The following is a 25,479-nucleotide window of genomic DNA, read 5'->3' as shown; positions in this document are numbered from 1 at the left end:
GCAACGTCATGTCGACCGACATTTCGATGCAGTCGAAGACCTTTCAGGTCGGAAACCGCACCTGGCATCGGTCACGCGAGGGCAATGGTTATCGCCCCAACGTGACCCTGGACATCGCGAAGTTCTCGCAGAACGAGGCCCAGAAGGTCACGATCGACGCGACGAGCGGCAACTTCACCCTGACCTACGCCGGCCAGACCACGGGCAACATCGCCTACAACGCGGCCGCCACTGCGGTGCAGACCGCGCTGGCGGGGCTGTCCACTGTGGGCGCCGGCAACGTCTCGGTGTCCGGCAGCGACGGCGGCCCGTACACGGTCACGTTCCTGGGCGCCCTGGGCAGCCAGGACATCGCACTGCTCACCGCGAATGCTGCTGGCCTGTCCGGCAATACGCACACGGTGACCATCGCGACGATCACCCCGGCGCACTATGCCAACGGGTACATCCCGTCGGGCACGATCCTGGGCAAGGTCACCGCGACCGGCCTGTACGGCCCGTACGACGACTCGGCCGGCGACGGACGCAACGTGGCCACCGGTGTGCTGTGGACCGATGTCCGCGCGATCCGCGACGACGGCACCACGGCCACCAAGGTCGGTTCGTCGCAGATGGTCCGCGGCGACGTCTCGGTGGCCAAGCTGCCGTTCCAAGCCGGTTCCGGCGCAATCGACACAAATGGCAAGGCGGATCTTCCGCTGATCCGTTGGGAGGCATAACCAATGTCACTTCTCATCGACTCGACCGCGCCGATCGGCGCCGAGGATGTCCTGTCGTTCGTTCAGGAGCAGCCGATCCCGTCGAACAACATGCTCACGCAGCTGTTCCCGCGTGAGGATCAGGACACCGACTCGATCGACCTGTCGACGCTGACCGTGACCAACCGGACTCTGCAGTTCCGCAACTGGGACGGCTCGTTCGCGCCGGTCGCGCGGGATACCGCGAAGGTCGGCCGGGTCAAGCTGATCCCGATGGGCGGCTTCCGGGAGGAAGGTGAGTGGGAGCGCCGCCAGATCGAGCATCTGGCGACCGCTGGCACGAACATCGCCCGGCTGCAGACGGCCATCTACAACGACCTCGAGCAGCTGACGGCCTACGCCTACAACCGGCTCGAGCTGGCGTGGGGCGACGTCCTCACCGACGGTGTCCTCACCCTCAACGAGAACGGCGTGGTGCAGACGCTGGACTTCGGGGTGCCCTCCGGCAACATCACGACCCCGTCCGGTGCGCTGTGGTCCAACCACAGCAGCTCGGTGCCGCTGACGGACATGCTCGCCTGGCGTGATGCGTGGGTGGCCATCAACGGCACCCTGCCGGGCCGCATCCTGACCAGCATGGAAGTCGCATCGGACCTGATGCAGAACACCCAGCTGATCAACGCGATCAAGGGCGCTCAGACCGGCGCGACGTACGTGTCGCTCCCGGAGATCAACGCCTTCATCGCCGGGTTCGGGCTCCCTCCCATCGAGATGCCCAACCCCGGCATGACCGGCGGTTCGATCTACAACAGCAACTTCGACGTCGACGGCACCTCCACCCGGGTGCTCGCCGCCAACAAGTTCCTGTTCCTGCCGGCCGATCCCGGCGAGGTCGGCTTCACCGCCTGGGGCGTCCCGACGACCGTGTACGAGCTGAACGCCAAGAACGTTCAGGTCAACATGGCCCAGGGCATCGTCGGCATGCTGATCCGCGAGGACAACCCGCCGTTCACCAAGCACGCGTACGTCGACGCCGTCGTCATGCCGGTGATCAAGGACGGCCGCAAGCTGTTCGTCGCGACGGTCCGATAGGAGCGAGATCACATGGCAGTCAACAAGAGTCAGTTCGCTCTGCACCTCAAGGACAGCACGGGGGCCCCGGTCATCGTGCTGCCCGGCGAGAAGATCCCGGCCTGGGCCGCGGATCAGGTCACCAACCCCTACGTTCTGGGGGAGGAGACCGACGGCGCGCCGGCCGTCGTCGAGGTCGACGACGCGGATGATTCCGGTGCCGACGCCGACAGCGGCCAGGACGACGACGTCGACCCGGAGGACATCCCGCCGCCCCCGATGATCGGCAAGGGCTCCGGGGTGAAGGACTGGGCCGCCTACGCCGCCAAGCAGGGGTTCGAAGTCGAAGGCCTCAAGCGCAACGAGATCGTCGAAGCGCTGAAGGCTGAGGGCATCCGCGTCGAATGACTGATCCGGAGCCGACCCAGGGCAAGTTCGCATCCCCGGAGGATGTGACTGGCCGGTACGAGGGGAACTTCCCCGACAGCCGCCTGCCCTGGGTCGGACTCCGCATAGGCGACGTCGAGAGCGAGCTGATGTACCAGGTCCCGTCGCTGCGGAAGTCGACCGGTGAGATCGCCGCCGAGTCCACCGCGGCGGGTGACCCTGACCGCCTCAACCGGGTGAAAAGCGTTGTCGCCAACAAGGTTCTGGACCTGTTCCGCAACCCCGACGGCGCAAGCCAGCGCAGCACCACCACCCCGGACATCACCACCAGCCGCGGCTACTACTCGTCGGACCCGACGCGCGGCAAGGTGGAATTCACCACGGCCGAGCTCGACAAGTGCCGACTGATCAAGCCCAAGCGGCGATTCGGCTCCATCATGGTCGCCCCGGGGCACATCACCCGCTGATGAGCGCACCCGTCGACGGCATGACCGACGACGCCCGCGCCGCCGTCGACGAGCTGCTGACGCTGCGCGGCCAGCCGATTAGCCTGATCCCGGCCACCGGCACCGTCGTCGAGAAGCCTGGCGGCGGCAAGGACTACACGCCCGGTGCGCCGCGGGACCCGCAGATCTTCGCCAAGTTCAACAAGCAGGCCCTCGACGGCGTCGAGAACGCCCAAACCGACCGGGGGACCACCCGCAAGTTCCGGTACGAGATGGTCGGCGCCCACGACGCGGTGATCGAGGTCGGCGACTCTTGGGAGGACTACGCCGCCAAGTACGTCGTCGACAGCGTCGACAACTCTCAGCCCTACCAGATCAAAGCGATCGTCATCGCCTTCCTGAAGGTCACCGGGCACAGCTATGGCGCCTAAGCGGTACGGCCGGCTTTCCGAACTCAGCGTCGGCCTCGTCGCGATGGCTGACGACGCCCGCGCGATCGGCTCCGACTTCGAGCGAACCGTCGACTCGCTGATGACGCTCACCGCCGTCCAGGGCGCGGAGCGGATGAAAGAGCACGCCCCGTGGCGCGACAGCACCGGCAACCGTGACGACCGGACACCCGGCGAGACTCGCGCCGCCCTGTTCACCGCTCCCGAGTTGGCCGGCAGTCACAAGTCGATCCTGTTCAGCCACGGCGTCGACTGGGGCATCTGGCTGGAGATCAGCAACCACGGCAAGGACCAAATCATCATGCCGACAGTCGCTTACATGGGTCGCAAGCTCATGAAGAGCCTGCGCGGCAGCCTCACCGCACTGCGGAAGCGATAATGGCGCGCGCCGCGGTCCTCGAGCTACTCCGCGGCGATGCCACCCTGGCCGGCCTGGGTGGTACGGGGTTCGTGGTGGTTCCGCAGCACGAGGCTGACCAGGCGCCGAACCTGCTGGGTGGATTCCTCGTGATCTGCTGGCGGCACACCGATTTCGATGAAGACATTCAGGACAACGCCGAGCAGCACTTCGACGTCTACGCCCACTGGCCGGTCCCGGCCACCCCCGGTGGTGTCGGATCCACCGACTTCGGCCGCGTCAACAGCTTGCTGGACCGCGTCGACGCGATCTTCCGCGCGGCCTGCAACTCCGGGGAACCGTTCGTCGGAAGCGACGGTCTGCGCCTGGACTACATCGGGTTCGAAGGCCGCGGCATGGACGTGAAAGACGACGGCTACCAGACGATTTGCCGTCCGGCTTCCTACATGGCGTTGAGCTCCAACGCAAACGCGTAATCCCGCGCGGCAACAGAAACACCGAAAGGTAACTCAACATGGTGGCAACAAGCACCGAATCGAAGGTCCAGTCGGCAGCCGCGGCGAAGCGGGCGTCGACCGACGACGAGAAGGCCGAGGTGGCCGCCGCCGAAGAGGCTGCGGTGCAGGCCCATCCGCACAAGGGACAGTTCGTCCTGTACACGGGCCCGCGCAAGCTGGCCGCGGCCGCCGAAGCGCTGAAGACCCGCAAGCCGGTCCTCGGTGAGGGCACCGAAGCCAGGATCAGTGTGGCCGACTGGAAGAAGGTCGGTGTCGCGGCGACCCGCGATCACGAGTGGAGCCTGGCGAACAACTACCGGCTCGCGGCGACCCTGTTCACCGAAGAGCAGCTCGACTACCTGCGGACCTACAGCAAGCGGTTCGAGCTGGTCGACGCCGACGGCAACAAGGTCTAGTGAGCTCTGAGCGTGTGGCCGCCCGTGAGGCGGTCGCTGAAGTTCGCTGCGCAGGCGGGGCGCTTCAGTTCAAGGTCATCGACGGCCACACGCTCGAGGTCAAATGCAACGACCGCCGGTGCACCACCGGCAATTCCGTTGCACTGCACCGGTACTCGCTGCCGGACTGCAAACCCATCGAAACGTTGACATTCCAAGACCCGTTTAGCGGAGGCCACCGAGCCCGGAAACACCGAAAGGACCATTCCTAAAATGGTTGCATCACTGGGTAACCCGGACGCCAAGCCCTACGGCCTCCACCGGGTGTGGATCACCCCCTACATCGACACCGACGGCACCATCCTGGCCGACACCAGCTACCGGCTGCCGCTGGCCCGCACGTTCGCCTTCGCCGAGTCCGAGGACACCGACAGCCTCGACGGCGACGACAAGGCCGGCGTCGCACAGCAGGGCAAGGGCGCTACCGCCGATTGCTCGCTGGAGGCCGGCGGTCTGGACCTGATGTGCTTCTCGATCTTCAGCGGCGCCCGCCTGATCGAGTCGGGTGTGGAGCCCAACGTGCAGCGCAAGCTGCGCAAGCGATCCAGCGACCCGCGCCCATACTTCCGCGTCGAGGGCCAGGTCATCTCCAACGGCGGCGGCGACACCGTCGCCCGGGTGTTCCGCTGCAAGGCCAACGGCAAGATCTCGGCCGACATGAAGTACGGCACCTTCATGTGCCCGACGATCGACATCAAGGGCTCCCCGATGCCAGGCGACACCGACGACTACCTGTGGGAGTTCGACTTCAACGAGCAGCGGACCACCCTGGGATCGACCCCGACCCCGAACCCGCTGCCCATCCCGTCGAACCTGACCGTCGGCACGCTGACGGCCACCACCGCGGTCCTCGACTGGAACGACATCGCGGTGGCCGACAGCTTCAAGGTGAAGGTCTCCACCGACGGAATCACCTACACCGCGGTCACGTCGGGCCATGGCGGCGAGCCGTCCAGCAGCGGCACGACCGTCACCACGCTGACCGCCGCCACTGCGTACTACGCGGTGGTCGCCGCGGTGGTCGACGGCGTCACCGGCGATTACAGCGAGCCGGTCACCTTCACCACTGCCGCCAGCTAGTCCCAACCCCTTGCGCTTCAGCGCATTCGAGCCCGTAGGAGGCCAAGATGACGACACCGATCACCAAGCAGAGCAAGAAGGGCGCCAAGCCCGCAGCGTCGGCCCCGGCAGCAGCCGAGGCGCCGCCCCTGCGGACTTGGTGCTGCGGAACCCCGATCACGGATCCGCACACTCCCGGGTGCGCCTACGAGCCGCGCGAGGACAACCCCGTGGACTACACGGGGCCGGTCGATGTCGTCGACCCGGTACAGACACAGGAGCCGCCGCCGCCACCCACTGAGGTGCCGGCGGCGGCTCCCCGTGCATACGGGTTCAACAAGGCCGGCGAGCACGACATCGAGCTGCCCAGCGGCGGATTCGTGCGCTACCGCAAGCTCAACAAGGGCAACCTGCTGCAGCTGAACCTCATTGAGGTGATGGACGGGTTCACCCCCGAACTGCTGGCCGATATCGGCGGCGAGGACGCCCAAGCCGCCGAGGGAGCAGCGCTGCGCGCGCTGGTCGATCCGAAGAGCAACGCCAAGATCTTCGGCCCGATCGACCGTGTCATCGCTGCGGCGGTCGTCGCCCCGAAGGTCGTCCTCGACGAGCCGTCCACCGACACCCAGATCAACGTCGCCGAGATCGAACTCGAAGACAAGGTCGCGATCTTCATGGCTGCCGTTGGAGAGCAGCTCGAAGCGTTGAAAAGTATACGCCAGCAACCGACATCTGGCGTATGAGATCTACGAGCGGGCAAAGCATTTCGGGCAACGGCCCAGTGATGTTGCGCTCCTCGATGAGTGTGTAGGCGACATTGGCCGCTTCTATTTCGACCGTGGCATCTGGGCGTTCGGCCGGCACGTCACCGTGCAGCTCGAGAAGGCCAGCCAGAGCAACAACGCGGCGATCGCGCAGATCCAACGGACACGGGAGTGGGAGCGGCTGATGGGAGTTGACATGAGCACGTCCACCACCGGTTTCGCGGATCCCGGCGAGTCGATGACCCCCCACAGCCGCCGCGTCGGCGGCGAGGACCGTCCTGACACCGATGACATGGATCTCGACCTAGATGCCTGACTATTCGTTGGGGCGGGCCCACGGCCGCATCGACATCGACTACGACGGCAAGGGCGCCGACGAGGCCTCAACCGACCTGCACCGGGTCGCTGTGGCGTCGGAAGAGGCCGACAAGTCGCTGGCGAAAACCAACAGGACGCTGGAGAACACCGAACGGGCTTACGACTCGGCGGGGACCTCAGCCAGCGGTTACGAACGCCGCCAGCGGGACGTCGTGTCGGCGGTCCGCGATGTCGAGGTTGCCGAGAAGAACCGCCGCTCAACGCTTCTGGACGCCAAGTCCACCCTCGACGACATCAAAGCGTCTGAGGAGGCGCTGACCGAGGCGAAGAACAAGCACGCCGCAGCCAACGCTGCGCTGGCCGCCGCCGAGGCTGCCCGCATCGAGGGCCTGAGCACTATGGCGTCGCTCATTCCGCGGCTCAACCTCAGCCTGGACGGGTGGACCACACGGCTGGCGAATTCAGCTGCGGAGAGCGGGAACGCGGCCGACAAGGCGAACAAGCTGTCCCAGTCGCTGAGCCTGGTCGCCAAGGGCGCGATGATGCTCGGCCAACCGGAGGTTGCGGCCGGCTTCGAGGGCGCGGCCGTCGGCGTCGACACGTTGACCGTCGCGGTGAACGCCGCTGTCGGCGGGTTCAAGGCCATGGCGGGCTTCGAGATGGAGTTCGCCAAGATCTCCGGCCTGATCCTGGGCGTCACCTCGCTGGGTGGTTTGGCCGGGCTGGCGGGCGGAAGTTCCGTCATGGGCATCGTGGAGCTCGCCGACGCGGTCCGGGAGCTCTCGGGCGGGCTCGGACTGCTGCCGGCTGTCATCTCCGGTGTCGTGTTCTCCGCCGGGACACTGAAACTCGCCTTCCACGGGGTCGGTGACGCGCTCACCGACATGATGGCCGACGACCCGAAGAAGTTCCTCGACGACATCAAGAACATGGCCCCGCTGGCCGCCCAGGCGATGATCGGGATCGCGCAGTTCCGCGATCAGTTCAAGCTGGCCGGCGGCGAGGTCCAGGAGTCGTTCTTCGCCCAGATCGTCGCCGACATCACCCCGTTGATCCAGACGTGGCTGCCCGCGGTGACGTCGGGCATGTCGCAGCTGGCCGGGATCTTCGGGCAGGCCGCCCACGAGTTCATCGGGCTGCTGCAGCAGCCCGTGATGATGCAGGGCTTCCAGGACTTCGTCGCTAACGTCGGCCGGGGCCTGGGGGCGCTGATCCCGGCTATCGCACCGCTGGTGCAAATGTTCAGGCTCGTCACTGTCGTCGGCGCCAAGTTCTTCGAGCAGATCGGTACCCGACTAGCCCAGGGCATCACCGAATTGGCCGCCGTCATCGAGCACATGGTGGCATCAGGACAGCTGCGCAACTGGATTCAAGCCGGCATCAACGGGCTCGCCAACCTGGGCAAGATCGTATTCAACCTCGGCTCGGCGTTCGGCACCATCATGGACGTCGCGGACCGGTTCGGCGGCGGCGGCCTTCTGGGGTGGCTGCAGCAACTGACGCAGGCCTTTGCGAACTGGACACAGTCCGCCGACGGGCAGAAGTCACTGATCGGGTTCTTCACCCTGATGCGCCAAGCCACCGACGCGTTCCTGCCGATGCTGCCGCCCCTGCTGAACGGGCTGGGCTCGATCGGTGCCGCGTTCGTCCAGCTCGGTGTGGCGAGCGCGCCGGGCTGGCAGACGGTGTTCAACACCTTCGCTCAGGTGATGGCGCAGCTGGGCCCGCAGATCGCGGCGACCGCCCCGGCGATCAACACGTTCCTGACCGGGTTGGCCAAGGCGTTCGCGCAACTGATGGGCACGATCGGGCCGCAGCTGCCGAGGATCTTCGGCGACTTGGCCAACGCGTTCGTCGCGCTACTGCCCCAGATCGCGCCGCTGACAGAGACTTTCCTGGAGCTGGCCACTCGGGTGGGGCCCCAGCTGCCCAAACTGTTCGCATCGTTCACCGCCCTGATCCAGGCGCTGATGCCCTACATGCCGACGATCATCGGGCTGATCCGCGAATTCGTCACCGCCATCACCGCTTTGATCCAGGTCATCACCTTCAACATCAACGCGCTCACCTCGTTCCTGGATTGGCTCGGCAAGGTGGCTGATGGGTTCGGCGATGTGATTCTCCGGATTCCGGATGCGGTCTGGACAGCTATGGGTCAGGCCTTCGGCTACGTCGGCGAGATCTGGGACAAACTCGTCGATGACGCGAAGGACTGGGGCAAGAACCTGCTCAAGAACTTCGCCCAGGGCCTCGCGGACAGCGTCGGGGTGAGCGGTGTTACCAACGCCGCCAAGCACATCGCGGATATCGTCGCCGACTTCTGGCTCACCAAGTCGCCCGCCGCCCGCGGCCCCCTGCACGACGCATCGCCCAACCAGATGGGCGGCAACGTGGTCCGCAACTTCGCCGCCGGCATGGCCGCCGCACACCCGGCCGCCGCCGCGGCAGCGGGCGCAACGGCCGGCGCCGTCGTGGGCGCCCTGTCCAGTGCTGGCGGCGCCCCCGCGGCCGGCGGCCGGTCAACCGCCGACGGGGCCCTCCTGCCCGACAACATCGCTTCAGCTGACACCAGCATCCTCACCGCCTACCTGCGTCACCAGTTCTCCGACCGCCGCGGCCTCAAGGGCCTGGCGAAGGACCTCGGCGACGCCCTGCAGGTCATCCAGAACGGCTTCAATCTGGGCACCCAGCAGGTCATCTCACCGATGCTGCAGGCACTCGGCATGATCCCCGGCCTGAACGAGCGCGGCTGGCGCAAGCTCACCCCCGCGGAGATCACCGCCCAGCAGCAGTCCGAGCTGCAGCGCAAGGCGATCGAGGCGCAGAAGAAGGGCCCGACGTGGAACGACGTCATGGGCGGCGACTCCGCGACACCAGGCGGACCGAACATCCCACTGGGCCTGTCGCCGACCTCGAGCAAGGACGACATCCAGAAGGCCATCATCGCCGCCGGCCGCGCGCGGGGCCTCAACGATTCGGCGATCCAGACCGCGCTGGCGGTGGCCGCCGCCGAGAGTGGCTTCAACCCAACGATTTCCGGCGGTGTCCAGGGTTCTGCGGGGCTGGTGTCGGGGCTCTTCCAGCAGTCACCCAGCTCGGGGTGGGGCACGCTGGAACAGGTCAACGACCCGAACTACGCGATCAACGCGTTCTACGACGCGTTCGCCAAGCAGCTCGGCAAGAACCCCGGCGATCCGCTGCTGGCCGCGGTGCTGACGCAGAACCCGCAGCTAGCAGGCAACGCCAAGGGCTCGGACTACTGGAATGCCGTGACCCAGCAGCTGGGTCTGGCGAATTCCATCATGACCGCCTATGGGCCGACGACCAAGGGGCCGTCGTGGGCGCAGCTGGCTGGATCATCGCTGAGCACTGCTTCGGGGACGGTGACATCGGGGCGCTCGCCGACCGGCCGATCGATCTACACCGGCCCTCACACCGAGGACACCCAGGGCGCGGTCGTCCCGAACGTGGCGAACGCCGAGGAGATCATCAAGCAGCTGTTCCCCGGGGTCACCGTGAACAACGACTACCGGCCCAAGGACGGCTACAACGAGCACTCGTCTGGTGAGGCGATCGACTTCTCCATCAACCCCGGCGGCGAGATGGGTGTGCGCACCGCGGCCGGGCAGGCGCTGGGCAACCAGCTGAAGGACTATCTGCTGCGCAACGCCAAGTACTTCGGGCTGCAGTACGGCCTGTGGGATCAGACCCAGTACAACGCCGACGGCACCAGCTCCCCGATGGAGGACCGCGGCAGCGTCACCGAGAACCACGGTGACCACTTCCACGCCCGGTTTCTGCCGGGCCCGCTGCTCACCCCGGGCTCAACCCCACCGGCGCGCCCGGCGGCCGGCACCGCCGCGGGTGCGGGCCTCGTGCTGCCGTCCGGGCAGAGCCTCGATCAGCTGACCGACAACACGGCCCGCAACGCCAGCGTGAACGAGCAGCTGCTGCAGGCCTATCTGCAGGGCAACCCGGAGCTGGCTCAGCAGATCTCGGCCGCCCAGGTGCCCGGCGCCAGCGATCAGACCGTCTCGGACACCCTGAACAACATCAGCTCGACCATCACCACCCTGCAGAAGCAGGATTCGGTCGGCAACAAGAACACCATCGACGCGCTGCAGTCCACGCAGAGCAAGATCGCGCAGCAGCAGGGCTTCACTCAGAATCAGCAGGGCCCGATCGACGCCGCATCGAGCATCCTGGGCAGCGCCGGAAACGCGGTGACGAGTGTCTTCCAGGCGATCCAGAGTGGCCTCGAATCGCTCACCGCCACACAGGACATCACCGACCGCCTGGTGTATGGCATCCGCAACACCGAGGACATCAGCCACATCGTCGACGACGTCCAGAAATACATCACGTTCGCCGCTGACATCGCCAGCTCGGCCGGCCAGATCCTGTCGACCATCGGGTCGATTGTGTCGATCGCCGAAGCGGCCGGCGGCCCGATGGGCGGCAACCCTGGTGCCGCGGCCGGTGAGGGGCTGCAGGCCGCCGGGTCGATCGCCTCGCTGATTTCCGGTGTCCTGCAGGGCGTTAACGCGGCGATCGACTTCGGCCAGCAGGTGTACGAGATCACGATGAGCTATGCCGGCCGGTTCATGAGCTACCTCACCGGACTCGGGGGTACGGAGCTGATGGGCAACGTCGGGTTCCTGCTGAACAAAAACACCGGCCAGCTGCTGTCCTACAGCATGGACAACCCGGAGCAGAAGAACGTGGCCCAGGTGCCGTCGTGGATGCGCTACTTCTACGACTACAACGGCCGCGGCAACTCCAATCCTGGCCCGTCTCAGTTGAATATCTTCGCCGGACCGGGTCAGTCCCCGGCGCAGATGATGAACGAGACGATGTGGCTGGTCCACACGGGCGGCACCACTGGTGCCCTGTCGGCGGCGAACTTCTGATGAGCAAGAACCTGCGCCCGTACCAGTGGCAGCTCGGTGACGTCGTCTTCGGTGAGCACACCAAGTACCCGGTCGTCGGTGTGAAGATCGGCACCTACAACGTCAACAACCAGGACTTCATGGTGCCGCTGTCGAGCACCGTCACTATGGGTCAGGACACCCAGCAGGCCGGGCCGATCACCTTCACCATGGGCGTCTTCGACAACGCACCCGTCGGCTACATCCCGAACAGCCTGCCTGACGACCTGGTGATCAAGTCCTCGAAGCTGCTCACCGCCCTGCAGACGGAGTGGAAAGCCGACGAGGTGAGGCTGCAGTACGGCGCGCTGAAACCGCTGATCTACTGCGATGGATACGGGTCCGTGCGCCGAATTTATGGCCGCCCAAGGAAATTCGAATACACCCGCAAGCGCCCGGGAAGCCATTTCCACAGGGTCAACGCGGAGTTCGCCCGCATCGACACCCTCACCTACACCGACGCCGAGTTCGCAGCTGAGGTGTACAACGGCAAAGACCCCGTGTGCTTCACCCGCGACGGCGGCGACGCCAACTCCTGGTATCGGGTGCTGCTCACCGGCCCGCAAACCAACCCGCTGGTGATCGTCGGAGACGACCAGATCCAGCTGCAGACCGTCATCGACGAGGGTGTCACCGTCGAGGTCAGCAGCTACCCGTGGCAGCGGCGCATCGTCGACACCAACAGCATCAATCGCCGCCGCACCCTGATCGGGAACAGCAAGTACCTCGACCGGCTGACGATGCCGCCGAACACCTCCATCCCCATCTCGTGGGTTGCGACCGGAACCGGCCGCAACAGCGAGTGCCTCGTGCTGTGGCGCGACGCCTACAACACCGTCTGATCGGAGCACACGATGCCATTCAGTAACGCAGCGATGGTGGTGGGCACCAACGCAATCCGCTCAGCGTGCGGAGGGATGCGGCTGCACACCGACAACCCCGGCGACGGTGCCGCCGCCAACCGAAGCAGCGCACCCATGCAGGTGCCGACCTGGACGGTCGTGACCGGCGACGGCGACTACGGTTTGGCGGCACCCGTGAACTTCACCGGGTGCGCGCCCAACGGCGACATCAAGTGGGTTTCCCTGTGGACCAACACCAGCCCCGGCGCGGTGTGGATGGGCAACTTCCTGCTGTCCGGCGACCTCACCGCCGACGCCGACGGCAACTACACCGTGTCCGCCCTGGCGGTCGACGGGTCCTCTTCCTAGATGCCCGGTACGGCCGGCGGCACGATCGCACTGGCTGGCTCAGCGGTAGGCCGCCGGGAACGCCTCGCGGCCGCCGGCGGCAGCGTCTCGTGGACGGGCTCCGCGATGGGATCGAGCCCCAAGGCCGGCCACGCCTCGGCCCGCATCCGGTGGAACCTGGTGCGCGCGGTGGGCGACGACGGTGTGGTGTGGCCGGACGACCGGTGGCGGATCCACGTGCAGGAGATTGTCAGCGGCGACATCGTCGGCCCGGACATGACGTTCACAAACCTGATCGTGCAGCGGGCGCTCTCGGGCCCGTGTGACATCCAATTCGACGTCAACCCGAACGATGCCCAGGGCATCTATTTCAAGCCGTGGGGCCACCTGATCCACCTTGAGAAGGCCATGCAGGGTAAGCGCCGCATCTGGGCCACCGGCATCGTGCAGCCGTCCACGATCGACGAGAAAACCGGTGTGCTGCACCTGAAAGCCAAGGGGTTCGCCTGCTACCCGAAGGGCATCCCGTGGCTGGAGGACCTCAACTGGATCGCCAACGACGCCTTCGAGGCACCGGTCGAGATCTGGCGGCACCTGCAGGAAGACTTCCCCAACGGCGACCTCGGTGTCGAGGTGTTCCCGAAGACGAGTGGCATCGAGATGCTGCCCGGCTACAACTACACCGGCGCGGCGATGAGCATCAACTTTTTCGCCACGTTCGTGCGGGCCGTAGACAAGCTGGACTGCGGCGACTACATCGACGCCCTGGCCCGCACCATTCCGTTCGACTACGCCGAACGCAGCGCATGGAACGGCGACCGCACCGACATCACGAAGAAGATCGAACTCGGCTACCCGCGGCTCGGCGTGATCCAGGATCACCTGGCGTTCATCTTCAACGAGAACGTCACATCGGGTAAGCCGCACATCGAGACTCAGATCGACTGGGTCAGCGACATCGGCATCCAGGGCTTCTACCCGGGCTTCGAGTACTCCAGCGAGCTGTCCAACGCCGATCCCGATCGGGTTCGCCGCTACCTCAACGAGATCGACGCGAACCTCGACTCCAACGAGCGCACCGCAGCTTGGGCGCATCGGCTGCTGGCGCGCCGCCAAACGCCGGCCTACTGGGAGTCGATCACCGTAGACCCGCACCACGACAACGCCCCGTTCGGCACCTATGACGTCGGGGACACCATCACGGTGTCGGGGGAGATGCCGTGGGTGGGGGAGATCTCCCAGGACCACAAGATCATCGCGATCACCGTCGACGACGTCAAGAACACCTACACGCTCACCCTGAAGGCCGACGGCGAATTCAACTACGACCCGATCTTCTTCCCGAACGGGTCGAGCACCATCAACGCCAACAGCGGCTTCGACTTCAACCTCAACAACTGGACGGCGTCCGGTCCCGGCTGGTCCCACGACGCCGGCCAGGGCCACAATGCGCTCGGCTGCGCCACCATCACCGCCGACGGCACCGACCACGATCTGCTCAGCGATCCGTTCGGGGTCAGCCACTTCCAGATCTTCCCCCTGACCGCGTGGGTGAAGTGCTTCGACGCCGTCGCATCGAGTGACAGCGCGATCCAGCTGGTCGCCCAGTTCTACGACGACGACCTCACCCCCACCCACGCCATCGAAATCGCCACACCGAAAGGGCTGCGCGGCCTGGTGGCGTGGCAGCAGCTCACCGGCAACGTCCTCACCCCCGCGGGGTCGACGAAAGTCGCTCTGCGCCTGCACGTCGGCGCTGGGATGACCGCAGGTCGGGTCTGCTTCGACGACGCGGAGATCAAGCTATGACCAGCGGCATGCCGAACTTCGGCGGGCAGCCCTACGTCACCCAAGAGAACCGGGCGCTCTCCAACATTGAGGAGTCCAAGGGCCTCGACCTGTCGATGGGGCAAGAGGACCTGGTCCGGATGCTCCAAACCCACGACAACGCGATCAAATTCCTTGCCGGACAGGCACAGAAGCAGATGCAAGGCCTCAATGAGGCCACCCAGAACCCGATCCAGCAGCTGCAGCAGTTCGTCGCGAACATCACGGTGCTTCTCGGTGGCGGGCAGCTCGCTGAAGGTGTCTTGGACTTCGGCGACCTGCAGTACATCCTGCCGGCGATCGGCGCCCTATTCGGGTTCGGCGACGGGCCGTTCCCGATCAGCCTTTTCGAGGCCGCCCAGAAGTTCTTCCTCGGCTACGTCGTGCCCCAGCAGCAGTTCGTCGACGTCATCAACAGCATGATCACCGCCTGGGCCGGCGTGTTCGGTGTCGACAAGAAGTTCGTCGCCGACGTCAAAGCTCTCCTGACCGCGATCAGCGACCTGTTCGGCGGCATCGGCGGCCTCTTCCCCTCGCTCAACGAACTGTTCAGCGCTCTCGGTATCGGCCCTGCTGACCTGGGGCCGTTCGCGCAGGCGCTGAAACCGATCGTCGACCTGTTCCGCGGTATCGACACCAGCATCTTCGGGGATATCGGCGAGCTGATCACCAACGCGATCGACCCGTGGATCGTGTGGCTGACCAAGGTGATCAACTGGGTCAACGGGCTGGTCGCGGTTCTCGGGTTCCACGACGGGCACGTGGTCAACTCCCCGCTACCCGACTTGCTGAAGCCGTTCGAGAACCTCCGAGACATGCTCGGCGGCATCGACTTCGCCGACGCCGCCTTCGATGTCGTCACCGCGGCCACCACCTTCATCAATGATGTCCTCGCCGCCACAGGCCTGCTGGCCCTGTTCGAGGACCTGCAGAAGCTGATCGACGCGATCGTCCACGGCTTCCAAGGGCTGACCAACCCCGGCGGCATCTTCTCCGACGTATTCGACACCATCGCAGGGCTTCTCGGGATCGGCAACAACGCCCAGCAGACCGCCGACGACGGATGGTCGCAGATCGCGGCCCTCAACGCCGCCGTCGCCGGCATCACGTTGGGCTCCGGAACGTGCGGCTCAGACAACTTCGACGGATCCGCCCTCACCACACCGGGCCCGTTGTACGACGAACGGCACTGGGGTGGGGCGGCCAACAAGTACTACCGCGACGGCACCGGCAAGATGCGGTTCCCCACCTCGGGGATCCTCGGCAACGCCAGCATCTTCGGCCGCAACGACATCCACTTCGTCGGCAACACCACCACCACGGCGGTGTACCTGCCGACGAAGATCCCCGGCACAGGCTCGGCGCTGCTGCTGTTCAACCGCATCAATCTCGCTGCAGGCGAGGGGTACTGCGTGTTGGTCACCAGTTCGTCCATTCAGGCCGGCTACATCGTGGAGTCGGGCGGCACACCAGGGTTCCATTCGCTGGGCTCACCGTCGTCCTATACCCGGGCCGACGGCGAGTACTGGGAGTTCGACCTCGGGGAAGCCGACGGCAGCAACGACTACATGTTCCGGGTCCGCAGAAACGGGCTCGAGCTCCACACCTACGACGACACCGCGATGACCTACCCGCCTGACCCGGCCTACGTCGACATCGTGGTCGGCGGCCGCTCAGCCGACGGATTCCCCAGCATCGTCGCCGCGCCGGTGATCGACACATTCTCTTGGTACGAAAGGGCTTAACCGTGACCGATAGCTCCGCTGAGGATGTCACCGTAACCGTCGGGATCAAGCGGTGGGTGATCTCCGATGAAGACAAAATGTGGGCCCTCTACAAGGAGCTCAAGGCCGCCGGTTGGTTCGGCGGCGTCATGTGTTTCGAGAACGCCGACGGCGACAAAATGCAGATGACCAAGGGCAGCCAGCAGCTGCTCGTCGAGGTCGGCAACATCGTCGTCTCCGTCAACGGCGTCCTCGCCAGCCTGAGCCAGGCCGATTACGAAACCCGTTATGGCCCACTGCCCTCCTAGCCACACGACTCGTCGGAAGGCCACAGCATGACTGCGATCGTCGGACTCGGCACCGGGACAAAGGGATACAACCCGTTCGAAGACCCTTACCACCCGGTGCACATCAAAGACCCCAGCGCAGTGCTGGACTATCCGTGCGACTGGCGGAACCTGCTTGTGCGGGGGGACTTCATCGTCGCCACCCGATTCGAACTCGAATCCGGTATCTATCTCGCGTCCGAGCCGGCGTTCACCGATGTCGCCGCTATCGCCTGGATCGGCGGCGGCACTGTCGACACGGATTACACCGTGGTCTGCCACATCACCACCAACCGGGGACGCCAGGACGACCGGTCATTCGTCATCTCCATCCAAGAGACCTAGAAGAAGAGGAAATCCGTTATGACCCTTGGATATAGCGTCACGGTAATCAATTCGTTCCTCGACGCGGTCTACAACAACATCCCGTTCTCATTCGGCTCTGTGTGGCTGCAGTTGCACGACGGCGACCCTGGCGCCAACGGCACCGCCCACGTCCTTGCCGGGTCGGCGACCCGCCAGCAGCTCAACCACAACGCCGCCGATGGCGGCTCGGTGAGCTTGTCGGCCGGCACGGCCCCGTTCCCCATCACCGCGGGCGGGACCGCCAGCCACATCAGCGAGTGGAGTGCACCCACCGGGGGAACGTTCATCCGATCCGGGAAGCTCGCGGCGGCGCGGATCCTCGCCGACGGCGACAACCCGGTTCTCGACGCCGATGACATCACCTATCCGGCGGCTGGGCTGGCTGGCTGATGCCTGTACTTGAAGACACCGCCCGCACTGTCGGCGCGGTCATCACTGGTGCGACCACAACAAAGACCCTCACGGTCGATCTGAATGTGTCGACGGCGCTGGAGGATTCCTGCCTGATCGTCGGTGTTGCCCTGGTCGGCGGAACGAACATTTCGACAGCCGGAATGGCGGCCACCTTCAACGGTGACGCCCTGTCGGCGATCTCGGGGGCGTCGGTGGCGTGGGCCTCCAACCATCGGCTCATGAAGGCGTTCGCTCTGCAGGACGTCGACCTCGGGAAGCACACCCTGAGTGTGGTGGTGTCCAGCATCCCGACAGAGGTGTCACCGCGGGCAATTCTGGTTTCAGCGGCCTCCTACGGCGGGGTTGAATCGGTGGGGTCCGCGGTCACCGTCAACACCGGGTCGACGGCGACCGCCAACGCCGTCGAAGTGGACTCTGTGAACGCCGCCCACCGCGTCGTGGGCCTGCACTGCACCGCCGGGGTCGCGGCCGGCTTCACAGGCGCCTACAGCGGCGGTGTGCAGCGGGCTAACGCCATTCAGGTGCTGTACGGGCATCTGATGCTCGGCGACGGCCCCGGCGATGATGACGTGACCCTGTCGGCCGCCCAATACATTTTCCCCGGCGCGGGCGGCAACGACGACTGGGCGGCCATGGGTTTCGACCTCACCCCCGCCACGGTGCACCTCAGCGCCGCGGCGACGATGAGCGAGTTCGATTCCGTCGCCAACATGAGCGTCTACAAGCCCCGCCAGGCCGACCGCTCAGCCCGCTACTGGATCATCCCCGGATTGGAAGCACCCCCCGCTTCGGTGTGGCCGGCGAAGGACCCGTCCAGTGCGGCGATCTGCCCGTTCGACTGGTCCAACGATCTGGCCGAAGACGAAACGGTCACCGAGGTCGACTTCGGTAGCACATCCGAACGGTTGACGGTCGAGGACTTCGGCATTGAAGAACAAACCGCGTGGGCTCTGATCTCAGGGGGCGATCCCGGCGGCACCTACCCGGTGGGCTGCACCATCACCACCAGTGCGGGCCAAACCCTCAACGCAACTGAGTACCTGATTATGGAGGACCGCAGACTATGACACTCGGCGAATTCCACATTTCGGGCGGCGCGTCGCAGCGCGTCGCGAGTGGTGCTGGCCCGCAGGACAGTGAGTCTCTGGTCGGGTTGCGTGGCAAGTTCGTGTCGAACATTCCTGCCGGCCAGCCCGTCCCCGTCGACGGCGGCGTGGAGTACGTTCCCGAGCGGCGGTTCGTCGTCGGCGACGACGGCCTGCTGTACGAGATCCTCCTCGACGAGCACAACGAGGAATCCGTCAGCGACACCCCCGGCGTCACCCTCACCGCCGCCGATGACATGTTCGATGACACACTCCAATGGCAGTATGTGCCAGGGAAATTCGTTATCGGCGGCAAACGCATCAACCTTGCGGCGTTCTGGTTCACCGCCCAAAACCCCGGGTGGACCGGAACCCTCAACGAACTCACCCCCGTTCCCGCCACCGACCTAGAAGCGCGCGGCGTCCCCGGGAAGGACGGGGCGGGTTTCGATGGGTTCACGCAGGACGACGACACCCGCTACGCCCAGCCGATGAAAACCAATGCTGATGGGGATTCTGTTCCCGTCGGTGATCCCGTCAGGTTGCCTGACGGTCCACAGGGCCCGGAAGGCCCCGTCGGTGTTGCGCTGCGGTACCGGGGAACGTGGAACGCGAGTACGAATATTCCTGCGCTGCACGATGGCACGGGCACCGCAGGTGATACGTGGCTGGCCACCGTTGAAGGCACAGCGAACCTCGGGTCGGGAAGTTTGGAGTTCGCGTCCGGTGACTACGCCGTGTACAACGGCACCATCTGGCAGTTCGTCGCCGCCGCCGTGATCCAGGGTTCGGGCCAAGTCATCACCCATGGCAGCAACGCCGACTATGTGCGGCCTAGTGACAACTCCTCCGCGGTGATCTGGGCCGGCACCGTCCCACCCGAGAACGCTCTCGAAGGCGACATTTGGCTGGACTACTCCGGCAGTTCACCGGCCATCTCCACCACGGTCCTGGACGACCTCCACAAAGGTATCCCGGTGGCACAAACCCTGGTGTCCGCAGGCACCGAGCCGATCACGTGGACGGTCACCGCCGGTGCCGAACCCGCGGGCCTTCAAGTCACCTCGGCGGGTGTGCTGTCCGGTACCCCCACCGCCACAGGGGCCTACGACTTCACCGTCACCGCCACCAACGGGTACGGCACCGACACACAGCATTTCACCGGCACCGTCCTGGCCGCTGTAGCCCCCGTGATCACCACCACCGCACTCGGGGGCACCCCGCAGGCCGGCACACCTTATTCGCAGGTGATCGTGGCCACCGGCTCCGTGCCCATGACGTGGGCCGTGGAAGTTGGCTCGCTGCCCACCGGCCTCAACCTCGACGAGGACAGCGGGGTGATCTCCGGAACCCCCACAGTGTCGGGGGCGTATTCGTTCACGATTCGTGCCACTAACGCCGCCGGCTACGACGATCAGGCCTTCAGCGGATCGATTGCGGGGGCACCTCCGAACATCACCACGACGTCACTGAACCCGTTGAGCCAGGGCGCGGCGTTCTCTCAAACCCCTGTCCATACAGGGACGGCCCCCATCGACTGGACGGTCAGCGCGGGAACTCTGCCGACAGGCCTGTCGCAGGACCCCAGCACCGGTCAGATCTACGGAACCCCTTCGAGTTCGGGTGCCTACGACTTCACGGTGCAGGCTGAGAACGCGTTCGGCTCCGACACCCAGCAATACACCGGCACCATCGCGGCGGGCACACCGGTGATCGGCACGTCGAGCTTGGGAACCCTGTACCGGGCGGTGGCGTTCTCACTGACCCCGTCGGTGACGGGGGCGACACCGATCACGTGGTCCAAGCCCACCGGGTCGCTACCGTCTGGGCTGTCACTGAACACGTCTACCGGGGAGATCTCCGGAACCCCCAGCGCAGCAGGCTCGTACAGTTTCACGTTGCGGGCCACCAACGGTTATGGGTCTGTCGATCAGGCGTTCTCCGGATCTGTGCTGGAATCCACCCCCTCGATCACCGAGTCGAGCCTGGACTCGATCACCACGTCGGTGGCGTTCTCCCAAACGCTGCATGCCAGCGGCTATCCGACGATCACGTGGTCGAACCCCTCCGGGTCTTTGCCCGCTGGCCTAACGTTCGACTCGGCTACCGCGACGATCTCCGGAACCCCCACCACGCCCGGCGCGTACAGCTTCACCATCCGGGTGACGAACAGCATCGGCCACACCGACACGGTGTATTCCGGAACTGTCAACCCGCCCATTGCGTTCGACGCGATCGGCGGCGGTTCGGCCACGTCGGCGAGCTTCACCTCGTCGGGCATGACCCACTCCATCACGGCGGCCGCCAACACCACGGTGTTGCTGTTTGTCGGATGGATCAGCCCGTCGAGCTCGTCGGGCACCGTGACGGCGACGTGTGGGGGGGCATCGATGACGATGGTGGGTTCGCCGGTCGACTACGGTTCGTCGGGTGCCAACCACGTCTTCGGGGCGCTGTTCAAGTACACCAACTCGACGTCGGGCACAAAGACAGTCGGGGTCAGTGTCAGCGGCATCACCTGGGTTGCCCAGTGCAACAGCATTTCCTACACCGGTGTGGGAACGGTCGGCGCGCTTCAGACCGCGAACCCGGCCGGAACGACCAGCGCCTCGCAGACGGTCACCTCGGCGGCGGGTCACCGTATCTGTCAGGGCTTCCTGAAGGCTGGTGTCGTCGGCAGTGGTTTCAGTGCCTACAACCAGACCTCGCGGTACAACCCAACCGGGGCATCCCCGAACCGTCCCATGCAGATCGGTGAAGCCGCCGGGGCGGCGTCGGTGACGTTCACCGCCACAGTCGCATCCGGGACACCGAACAACGTTCTCGGCATGGCCGTGGACCTGGCGGCATAGATGGCGGGACCGTTCGATCAGTTGATCACGGCGCTGAACAGCGATCAGTCGGCCACCATCCAAGTCGTCGGCGACTCCACCGCCTACGGTTCCTACTACCCGCCGAATGCTGCACTGAGCCAATACAGTTGGGCAGGTCCGCTGGCCGTTCTCCTCGGTGACCTCTACGACATGAATGTTCAGGTGTACCTGTGGAATTACCCCACTAACAACGGGTACCGGGCGGCGGTCTCGTTGCGCACGGCCACCCGCGGTAGGGCGCCCACCATCACGGTGATGCTCGGCGGAATCCCCAGCCAGGTGATGGCCACCTACAACTCCTACAAGGCGAACCTACTGCCCGTCTCGAACCCGAAACTAGTCATCATCTGGGACGGGTTCAATGAAATCAGCACCGGCACCTTCACGGCGCAGTATCTGCTGTTCATCGACGCCGTCAAGACCCGCTGCCCGGGGGCGCCAATTTTGGCCACCACCCAGCACACCCCGTTCATCACCTACGAGTCGTTCCTGCCTGGCCACACAGTCCTTTTCGTCGATCTGTTCAACGCGCTCATTACCACCCTCGTCCCCGGCGAGGATCTGTCGCTCACCCCACCGATCCAGCAGTCCACCACACAAGACGGTGTATGGATGATCGACAGCCGGCAGATCAACCTCGTCACCGCCGACTTCTACACCGACCTTCTTCACCCGATCGCTTCGGGCTACGCGAAGATCGCGGCCTGGCTGTTCAGCGCCATCACTGTGGGATTCGGTGGCGCACCGGACATCTCCACAACCGCATTGAACGATCTCACCGTGGGGGAGGCCTTCAGCCAGACGCTGGCCGTCACAGGCACCACGCCAATCACTTGGGAGGTGCAATCAGGCCAACTCCCGGTCGGCGTCGACCTCGACGAAGACACCGGTGTAATCACGGGAACACCCACGACCGCAGGCAGTTACACCGCCACGGTGCGCGCCTCGAACCTTTACGGCCACGACGACCAGGTGTTTACTGGCTCGGTGCATGCGGTGGTGCGGGATCCGTTTGACCCCAATAGCGTTGGTCGTGCGGTGGTTCAGTTGAACGGCAGCTTCTATCCGGTCGCGGCGAAGGTGTTCGACGGCGATCTGTGGAAACCGGCCATTGCCAGGGATTGAGGTACCGCCATGGCCGAGCAGCGCTGCATCGTGTGTGACTGCCCGATCATCGATCACGTGCCGTTCCGCTACTGGTGGAAAGCGTGGTGTCGGCACCGCATCATCCCCGTCGTCGGCTTCATCCTCGGCCACCTGCCACTCGGCAACGAACCCGACTGGTGAAATGACCATCCAGCTCGACTGGGACCTCCTGGTCCTGGTCGGGCTGATCGCATTCGCCCTCATTCTCCTGGGCGCCGCCGGCCACTACGTCTGGCACGAGATACGCCACCGCTGATCCGCGAACTCTAAACCTGCTGAAAACCAGCAGGCTCCGCTGCTCAGGCGCTGACCTGCGCTGATCCATCTACTCCCAAAGCTACTCGAAAGGGATTGCCTGATGCCTACTCTCGGTCGCCTCCTGGATCATGACGCGCGATCCCGCCAGTTCGAGGCTCGGCGCGCCACCAAGCCCCGCTCTGTGTTGTGGGGCCACCATGCACCCGTGCTCGATCAGGGCGACTTGGGGGCGTGCACTGGCAACGCGACGGCGCAATTGATCAACACCGACTTTTTCGAACCGTCCCGCAGCACGCAGCGGCCGGCGTTGCCGAGCGGATTCCTCACCGAGGCCGACGCCGTCCACATCTACTCGCTGGCAACCAGACTCGACGGCATCGCCAGCAATACCTACCCGCCCACCGATGAGGGATCGAGTGGGCTGGGGGCGGCGAAGGCCGGCAAGAAGCTCGGCTACTTCACTGGGTACCGGCACTGCTTCGGATTCGACCACTTCGCAGCGGCCGTGCAGCTGCAGCCCGTGATCGTCGGTACCAACTGGTATGAGGCGATGTTCACGCCCGACATCCAAGGGTTCGTGTGGCCACGCGGCGCGGTGCAGGGCGGGCACGAGTACCTGTGCCTCGGAATCTCCTACGAGACAAAGACACTCACCTTCCTCAACAGCTGGGGTGACGGATGGGGTCGGGATGGCCGGTTCTTCATGACGTTCGCCACGTTCACCAAACTGCTCGCCGAGCAGGGCGATGCGACCGCACCGATCGGAGTGTCCGCATGACCGAGAAAGTGTTGGCGTTCGATCACGGCATCATCCCGCAGGAGAAGGGCTGGGACTGCGGGCCCGCCGCCACCCAGGTCGTCCTCAACGCCGTCGGGATTGTCGTCACGGAGACGCAGCTGATCGCCGAGATCGGCACCACCACCAACGGCACCGACGATGTCAGCTGGATCGAAAACCGTTGCCTCGATGTGCGGTTGCCCGACGCCAACTACACCACCGTGTACGTGCGCAACGATCCGCCCTCGGCGGCGCAGATCGAAACGTACTGGCGGAATCTGAAGCAGTCGATCGACACCGGCCACGGCGTCATCAACAACTGGGTCAGTCCCGCCACCAACCCGCCCCGCGGCATCAAAGGTTCCCAGAGCCCTGACGGGTACGGCCGCTACACCATCTACCACTACGTGTCGGCAGTCGGCTATGACGACAACTACGACGGCCGCGGCGGCCGCGCGGTGTGCATCGCCGACAGCGGGTTCCGGCCGTTCTTCTACTGGGTGACCCTTGAGCAGTGCGTCGGGCTGATCAGTCCGAAGGGCTACTGCTACGCCAACACCAGCGGCGAGGCCGCACCGGTCCACGTCCCCGAGCCGAACGACCTGAACGCCAAGGACCGGCACGCCCTGGACGTGATCCAAGAAGGACACCGGCGGCTCATCACACCCCGCGGAATCCAGATCGCGCTGGCGACCTGCTACGTCGAGTCGAACTTCATCATCTATGCCAACGCGAAAGTCCCTGACTCCATGACGAATCCGCTGCGTGAAGCGGTCGGCGCTGACGGGTTCAGCGTCGGGATCTTCCAGCAGCAGGTCGTCCACGGCGCCAACGGCTGGTGGTGGGGTGATGCCGCCACCTGCATGGACCCCACCCTGTCGGCTGGCTTGTTCTACGACCGGCTCGCGCGCTTGAACTACAACGGCCCCAACAGCCCGGGCAGCTATGCGCAGGCCGTGCAGTCTTCGGCGTTCCCTGACCGCTACGACACCCGAATGGGTGATGCCGAGCAGCTCTACAACCGTCTCGCAGAACTGGAGAACCACATGGCCCTGCAAACCTCCCGGTCGATTTACCGAACGAGCAACGACCGCACCATGTCTGGTGATGACGCCTCGTTCGGCGCCGACGCCACGAGCCACATGAATTGGGTCGAAACGAACGCGATCCGCGGGGCGCTGTGGGCGCTGCTCCTCGTCAAGGCCACCGCCAACGGCGGCGTCGGCGCCACCAAATGGTGGGAAGTCAACGACGGCAACCCCAACCCCGGCATCGACCCGTGGGCCGTCGAGCAGGCCACCAGCGTCCTCAACTACATCCTCGCGGTCAACCCGACCGCGTTGCAGAACGCCATCGGAAAGGCCGCATGATGACCACCCCAGTTCAGACCGCAGGACCCGTCGACCCCAACGCCCCGACACGCACCAAGACCTACGCCGTGCTGGCCGTGATCTTCCCGCTCATCGGCGCGCTGGCCACCTTCGGAGTGCTGTCGGCAGATCAGGCCAACGCGATCACCGGCTTTGGCACCGCCGCGATGGGGTTGGCCGGCGCGTTCGGGTTCGGATTCGTCGCGAACAAGACGAACAAGCAGGTGAAGAACGGGACGTTCGATGCGCCGCCACCGCCGCCTCCCGCACCCGAGCTGCCGCCGGCGATGTCGGCCGTCCAGTCAGTGCAGGCCGTCTCGAACGCGTTCACCGACTTCAGCCAGTCGGTAGCCCAGGGCGTGCAGCTGGTGCAGGGCGTGGCCGCGGCCGTGCCGGGCCTGTCCGCTGTCGTGGCCCCGGGTGGGCTGGTCGACCAGTTCCTGCGCGGCAAGACCCCGTGATGCCCTCACTCGCTGCCTGCAACTGCGCTTACGGGCCGCAGGATCCGCGGTGCTGCATCGCGAAGGCGCGGCGGGCGGAACTGGAGGAGGCCCACCGGCTCGGCCGTGAAGGCAAGCCGCTGCCGGAGGATCGGGAACCGCCGCCGAGCATCGCCAGCCTCAATGTTGTCCGCGACGACATTGCCCGACTCAACGCGATCAGACTCTGATGCCCGGGAAAGTGCTCGCTGA

27 protein-coding genes are annotated in these 25,479 nt (G+C 65.4%); all 27 read left to right on the top strand.

What is annotated here, in order from left to right; genetic code table 11:
* The first annotated feature begins 8 nt into the window (after window positions 1-8).
* Window positions 9-719, top strand: coding sequence for a head decoration protein (locus EV580_RS06600; protein ID WP_133690259.1), 711 nt, complete (start codon window positions 9-11; stop codon window positions 717-719).
* A gap of 3 nt (window positions 720-722) precedes the next feature.
* A complete protein-coding gene (locus tag EV580_RS06595) occupies window positions 723-1,790 on the top strand; it encodes a major capsid protein (protein WP_133690258.1) in 1,068 nt (355 codons plus the stop codon).
* 12 nt (window positions 1,791-1,802) lie between these two features.
* Window positions 1,803-2,177: a hypothetical protein gene (locus tag EV580_RS06590; protein WP_133690257.1), complete on the top strand. Its 375-nt coding sequence runs from the start codon at window positions 1,803-1,805 to the stop codon at window positions 2,175-2,177.
* Window positions 2,174-2,623 (top strand): hypothetical protein, encoded by a 450-nt coding sequence (locus EV580_RS06585; protein WP_133690256.1) that lies wholly within the window; start codon window positions 2,174-2,176, stop codon window positions 2,621-2,623. Before EV580_RS06590 ends, EV580_RS06585 begins: the two co-directional genes overlap by 4 nt.
* The gene (locus tag EV580_RS06580; RefSeq protein ID WP_133690255.1) at window positions 2,623-3,033 is read left to right on the top strand and encodes a hypothetical protein; all 411 of its coding nucleotides are present in this window, start codon (window positions 2,623-2,625) and stop codon (window positions 3,031-3,033) included. The genes EV580_RS06585 and EV580_RS06580 overlap by 1 nt, the downstream gene beginning before the upstream one ends.
* Window positions 3,023-3,430, top strand: a complete 408-nt coding sequence (locus EV580_RS06575; RefSeq protein WP_133690254.1) for a hypothetical protein — start codon at window positions 3,023-3,025, stop codon at window positions 3,428-3,430. The genes EV580_RS06580 and EV580_RS06575 overlap by 11 nt, the downstream gene beginning before the upstream one ends.
* Window positions 3,430-3,885, top strand: coding sequence for a hypothetical protein (locus EV580_RS06570; protein ID WP_133690253.1), 456 nt, complete (start codon window positions 3,430-3,432; stop codon window positions 3,883-3,885). The genes EV580_RS06575 and EV580_RS06570 overlap by 1 nt, the downstream gene beginning before the upstream one ends.
* A gap of 38 nt (window positions 3,886-3,923) precedes the next feature.
* On the top strand, window positions 3,924-4,322 hold the full coding sequence (locus tag EV580_RS06565; RefSeq protein ID WP_133690252.1) for a hypothetical protein: 399 nt from the start codon (window positions 3,924-3,926) through the stop codon (window positions 4,320-4,322).
* 252 nt (window positions 4,323-4,574) lie between these two features.
* The gene (locus tag EV580_RS06560) at window positions 4,575-5,441 is read left to right on the top strand and encodes a fibronectin type III domain-containing protein (RefSeq protein ID WP_133690251.1); all 867 of its coding nucleotides are present in this window, start codon (window positions 4,575-4,577) and stop codon (window positions 5,439-5,441) included.
* 47 nt (window positions 5,442-5,488) lie between these two features.
* Window positions 5,489-6,163 carry a DUF7391 family protein gene (locus EV580_RS06555; RefSeq protein ID WP_133690250.1) on the top strand — a complete coding sequence of 225 codons (675 nt, stop codon included), beginning with the start codon at window positions 5,489-5,491 and terminating at the stop codon, window positions 6,161-6,163.
* A gap of 127 nt (window positions 6,164-6,290) precedes the next feature.
* Entirely contained in the window at window positions 6,291-6,500 is a 210-nt protein-coding gene (locus EV580_RS06550) for a hypothetical protein (RefSeq protein WP_133690249.1), read from the top strand.
* Complete coding sequence (locus tag EV580_RS06545; protein ID WP_133690248.1) at window positions 6,493-11,412, top strand: phage tail protein; 4,920 nt, start codon at window positions 6,493-6,495, stop codon at window positions 11,410-11,412. Before EV580_RS06550 ends, EV580_RS06545 begins: the two co-directional genes overlap by 8 nt.
* Window positions 11,412-12,272 carry a hypothetical protein gene (locus EV580_RS06540; RefSeq protein ID WP_133690247.1) on the top strand — a complete coding sequence of 287 codons (861 nt, stop codon included), beginning with the start codon at window positions 11,412-11,414 and terminating at the stop codon, window positions 12,270-12,272. Before EV580_RS06545 ends, EV580_RS06540 begins: the two co-directional genes overlap by 1 nt.
* A gap of 12 nt (window positions 12,273-12,284) precedes the next feature.
* Window positions 12,285-12,641 (top strand): hypothetical protein, encoded by a 357-nt coding sequence (locus EV580_RS06535; protein WP_133690246.1) that lies wholly within the window; start codon window positions 12,285-12,287, stop codon window positions 12,639-12,641.
* A complete protein-coding gene (locus EV580_RS06530; RefSeq protein ID WP_133690245.1) occupies window positions 12,642-14,429 on the top strand; it encodes a hypothetical protein in 1,788 nt (595 codons plus the stop codon).
* Window positions 14,426-16,192 carry a DUF7257 domain-containing protein gene (locus tag EV580_RS06525; protein WP_133690244.1) on the top strand — a complete coding sequence of 589 codons (1,767 nt, stop codon included), beginning with the start codon at window positions 14,426-14,428 and terminating at the stop codon, window positions 16,190-16,192. The genes EV580_RS06530 and EV580_RS06525 overlap by 4 nt, the downstream gene beginning before the upstream one ends.
* 2 nt (window positions 16,193-16,194) lie before the next feature.
* A complete protein-coding gene (locus tag EV580_RS06520; RefSeq protein WP_133690243.1) occupies window positions 16,195-16,479 on the top strand; it encodes a hypothetical protein in 285 nt (94 codons plus the stop codon).
* A 27-nt stretch (window positions 16,480-16,506) separates the two neighbouring features.
* Window positions 16,507-16,842 carry a phage fiber-tail adaptor protein gene (locus EV580_RS06515; protein WP_133690242.1) on the top strand — a complete coding sequence of 112 codons (336 nt, stop codon included), beginning with the start codon at window positions 16,507-16,509 and terminating at the stop codon, window positions 16,840-16,842.
* 18 nt (window positions 16,843-16,860) lie between these two features.
* Window positions 16,861-17,253: a phage tail fiber protein gene (locus EV580_RS06510; protein ID WP_133690241.1), complete on the top strand. Its 393-nt coding sequence runs from the start codon at window positions 16,861-16,863 to the stop codon at window positions 17,251-17,253.
* Window positions 17,253-18,344: a phage fiber-tail adaptor protein gene (locus EV580_RS06505; RefSeq protein ID WP_133690240.1), complete on the top strand. Its 1,092-nt coding sequence runs from the start codon at window positions 17,253-17,255 to the stop codon at window positions 18,342-18,344. The genes EV580_RS06510 and EV580_RS06505 overlap by 1 nt, the downstream gene beginning before the upstream one ends.
* On the top strand, window positions 18,341-21,214 hold the full coding sequence (locus EV580_RS06500; RefSeq protein ID WP_133690239.1) for a putative Ig domain-containing protein: 2,874 nt from the start codon (window positions 18,341-18,343) through the stop codon (window positions 21,212-21,214). Before EV580_RS06505 ends, EV580_RS06500 begins: the two co-directional genes overlap by 4 nt.
* Window positions 21,215-22,360, top strand: coding sequence for a putative Ig domain-containing protein (locus tag EV580_RS06495; protein WP_133690238.1), 1,146 nt, complete (start codon window positions 21,215-21,217; stop codon window positions 22,358-22,360). It abuts the gene before it with no gap.
* 9 nt (window positions 22,361-22,369) lie between these two features.
* On the top strand, window positions 22,370-22,522 hold the full coding sequence (locus tag EV580_RS33645) for a hypothetical protein (protein WP_166654595.1): 153 nt from the start codon (window positions 22,370-22,372) through the stop codon (window positions 22,520-22,522).
* Window positions 22,523-22,739: 217 nt separating this feature from the next.
* Window positions 22,740-23,417 (top strand): C1 family peptidase, encoded by a 678-nt coding sequence (locus EV580_RS06490; RefSeq protein ID WP_133690237.1) that lies wholly within the window; start codon window positions 22,740-22,742, stop codon window positions 23,415-23,417.
* Window positions 23,414-24,787, top strand: coding sequence for a C39 family peptidase (locus EV580_RS06485; protein ID WP_133690236.1), 1,374 nt, complete (start codon window positions 23,414-23,416; stop codon window positions 24,785-24,787). Before EV580_RS06490 ends, EV580_RS06485 begins: the two co-directional genes overlap by 4 nt.
* Window positions 24,787-25,248 carry a hypothetical protein gene (locus EV580_RS06480; RefSeq protein ID WP_133690235.1) on the top strand — a complete coding sequence of 154 codons (462 nt, stop codon included), beginning with the start codon at window positions 24,787-24,789 and terminating at the stop codon, window positions 25,246-25,248. The genes EV580_RS06485 and EV580_RS06480 overlap by 1 nt, the downstream gene beginning before the upstream one ends.
* Entirely contained in the window at window positions 25,248-25,457 is a 210-nt protein-coding gene (locus EV580_RS06475; RefSeq protein WP_133690234.1) for a hypothetical protein, read from the top strand. The genes EV580_RS06480 and EV580_RS06475 overlap by 1 nt, the downstream gene beginning before the upstream one ends.
* Window positions 25,458-25,479 lie beyond the last annotated feature (22 nt).

Source organism: Mycobacterium sp. BK086 (assembly GCA_004362315.1).
GTDB lineage: Bacteria > Actinomycetota > Actinomycetes > Mycobacteriales > Mycobacteriaceae > Mycobacterium.
Note: the sequence above shows the minus strand (reverse complement) of the source record. Positions and strands in the feature narration are given on the sequence as shown.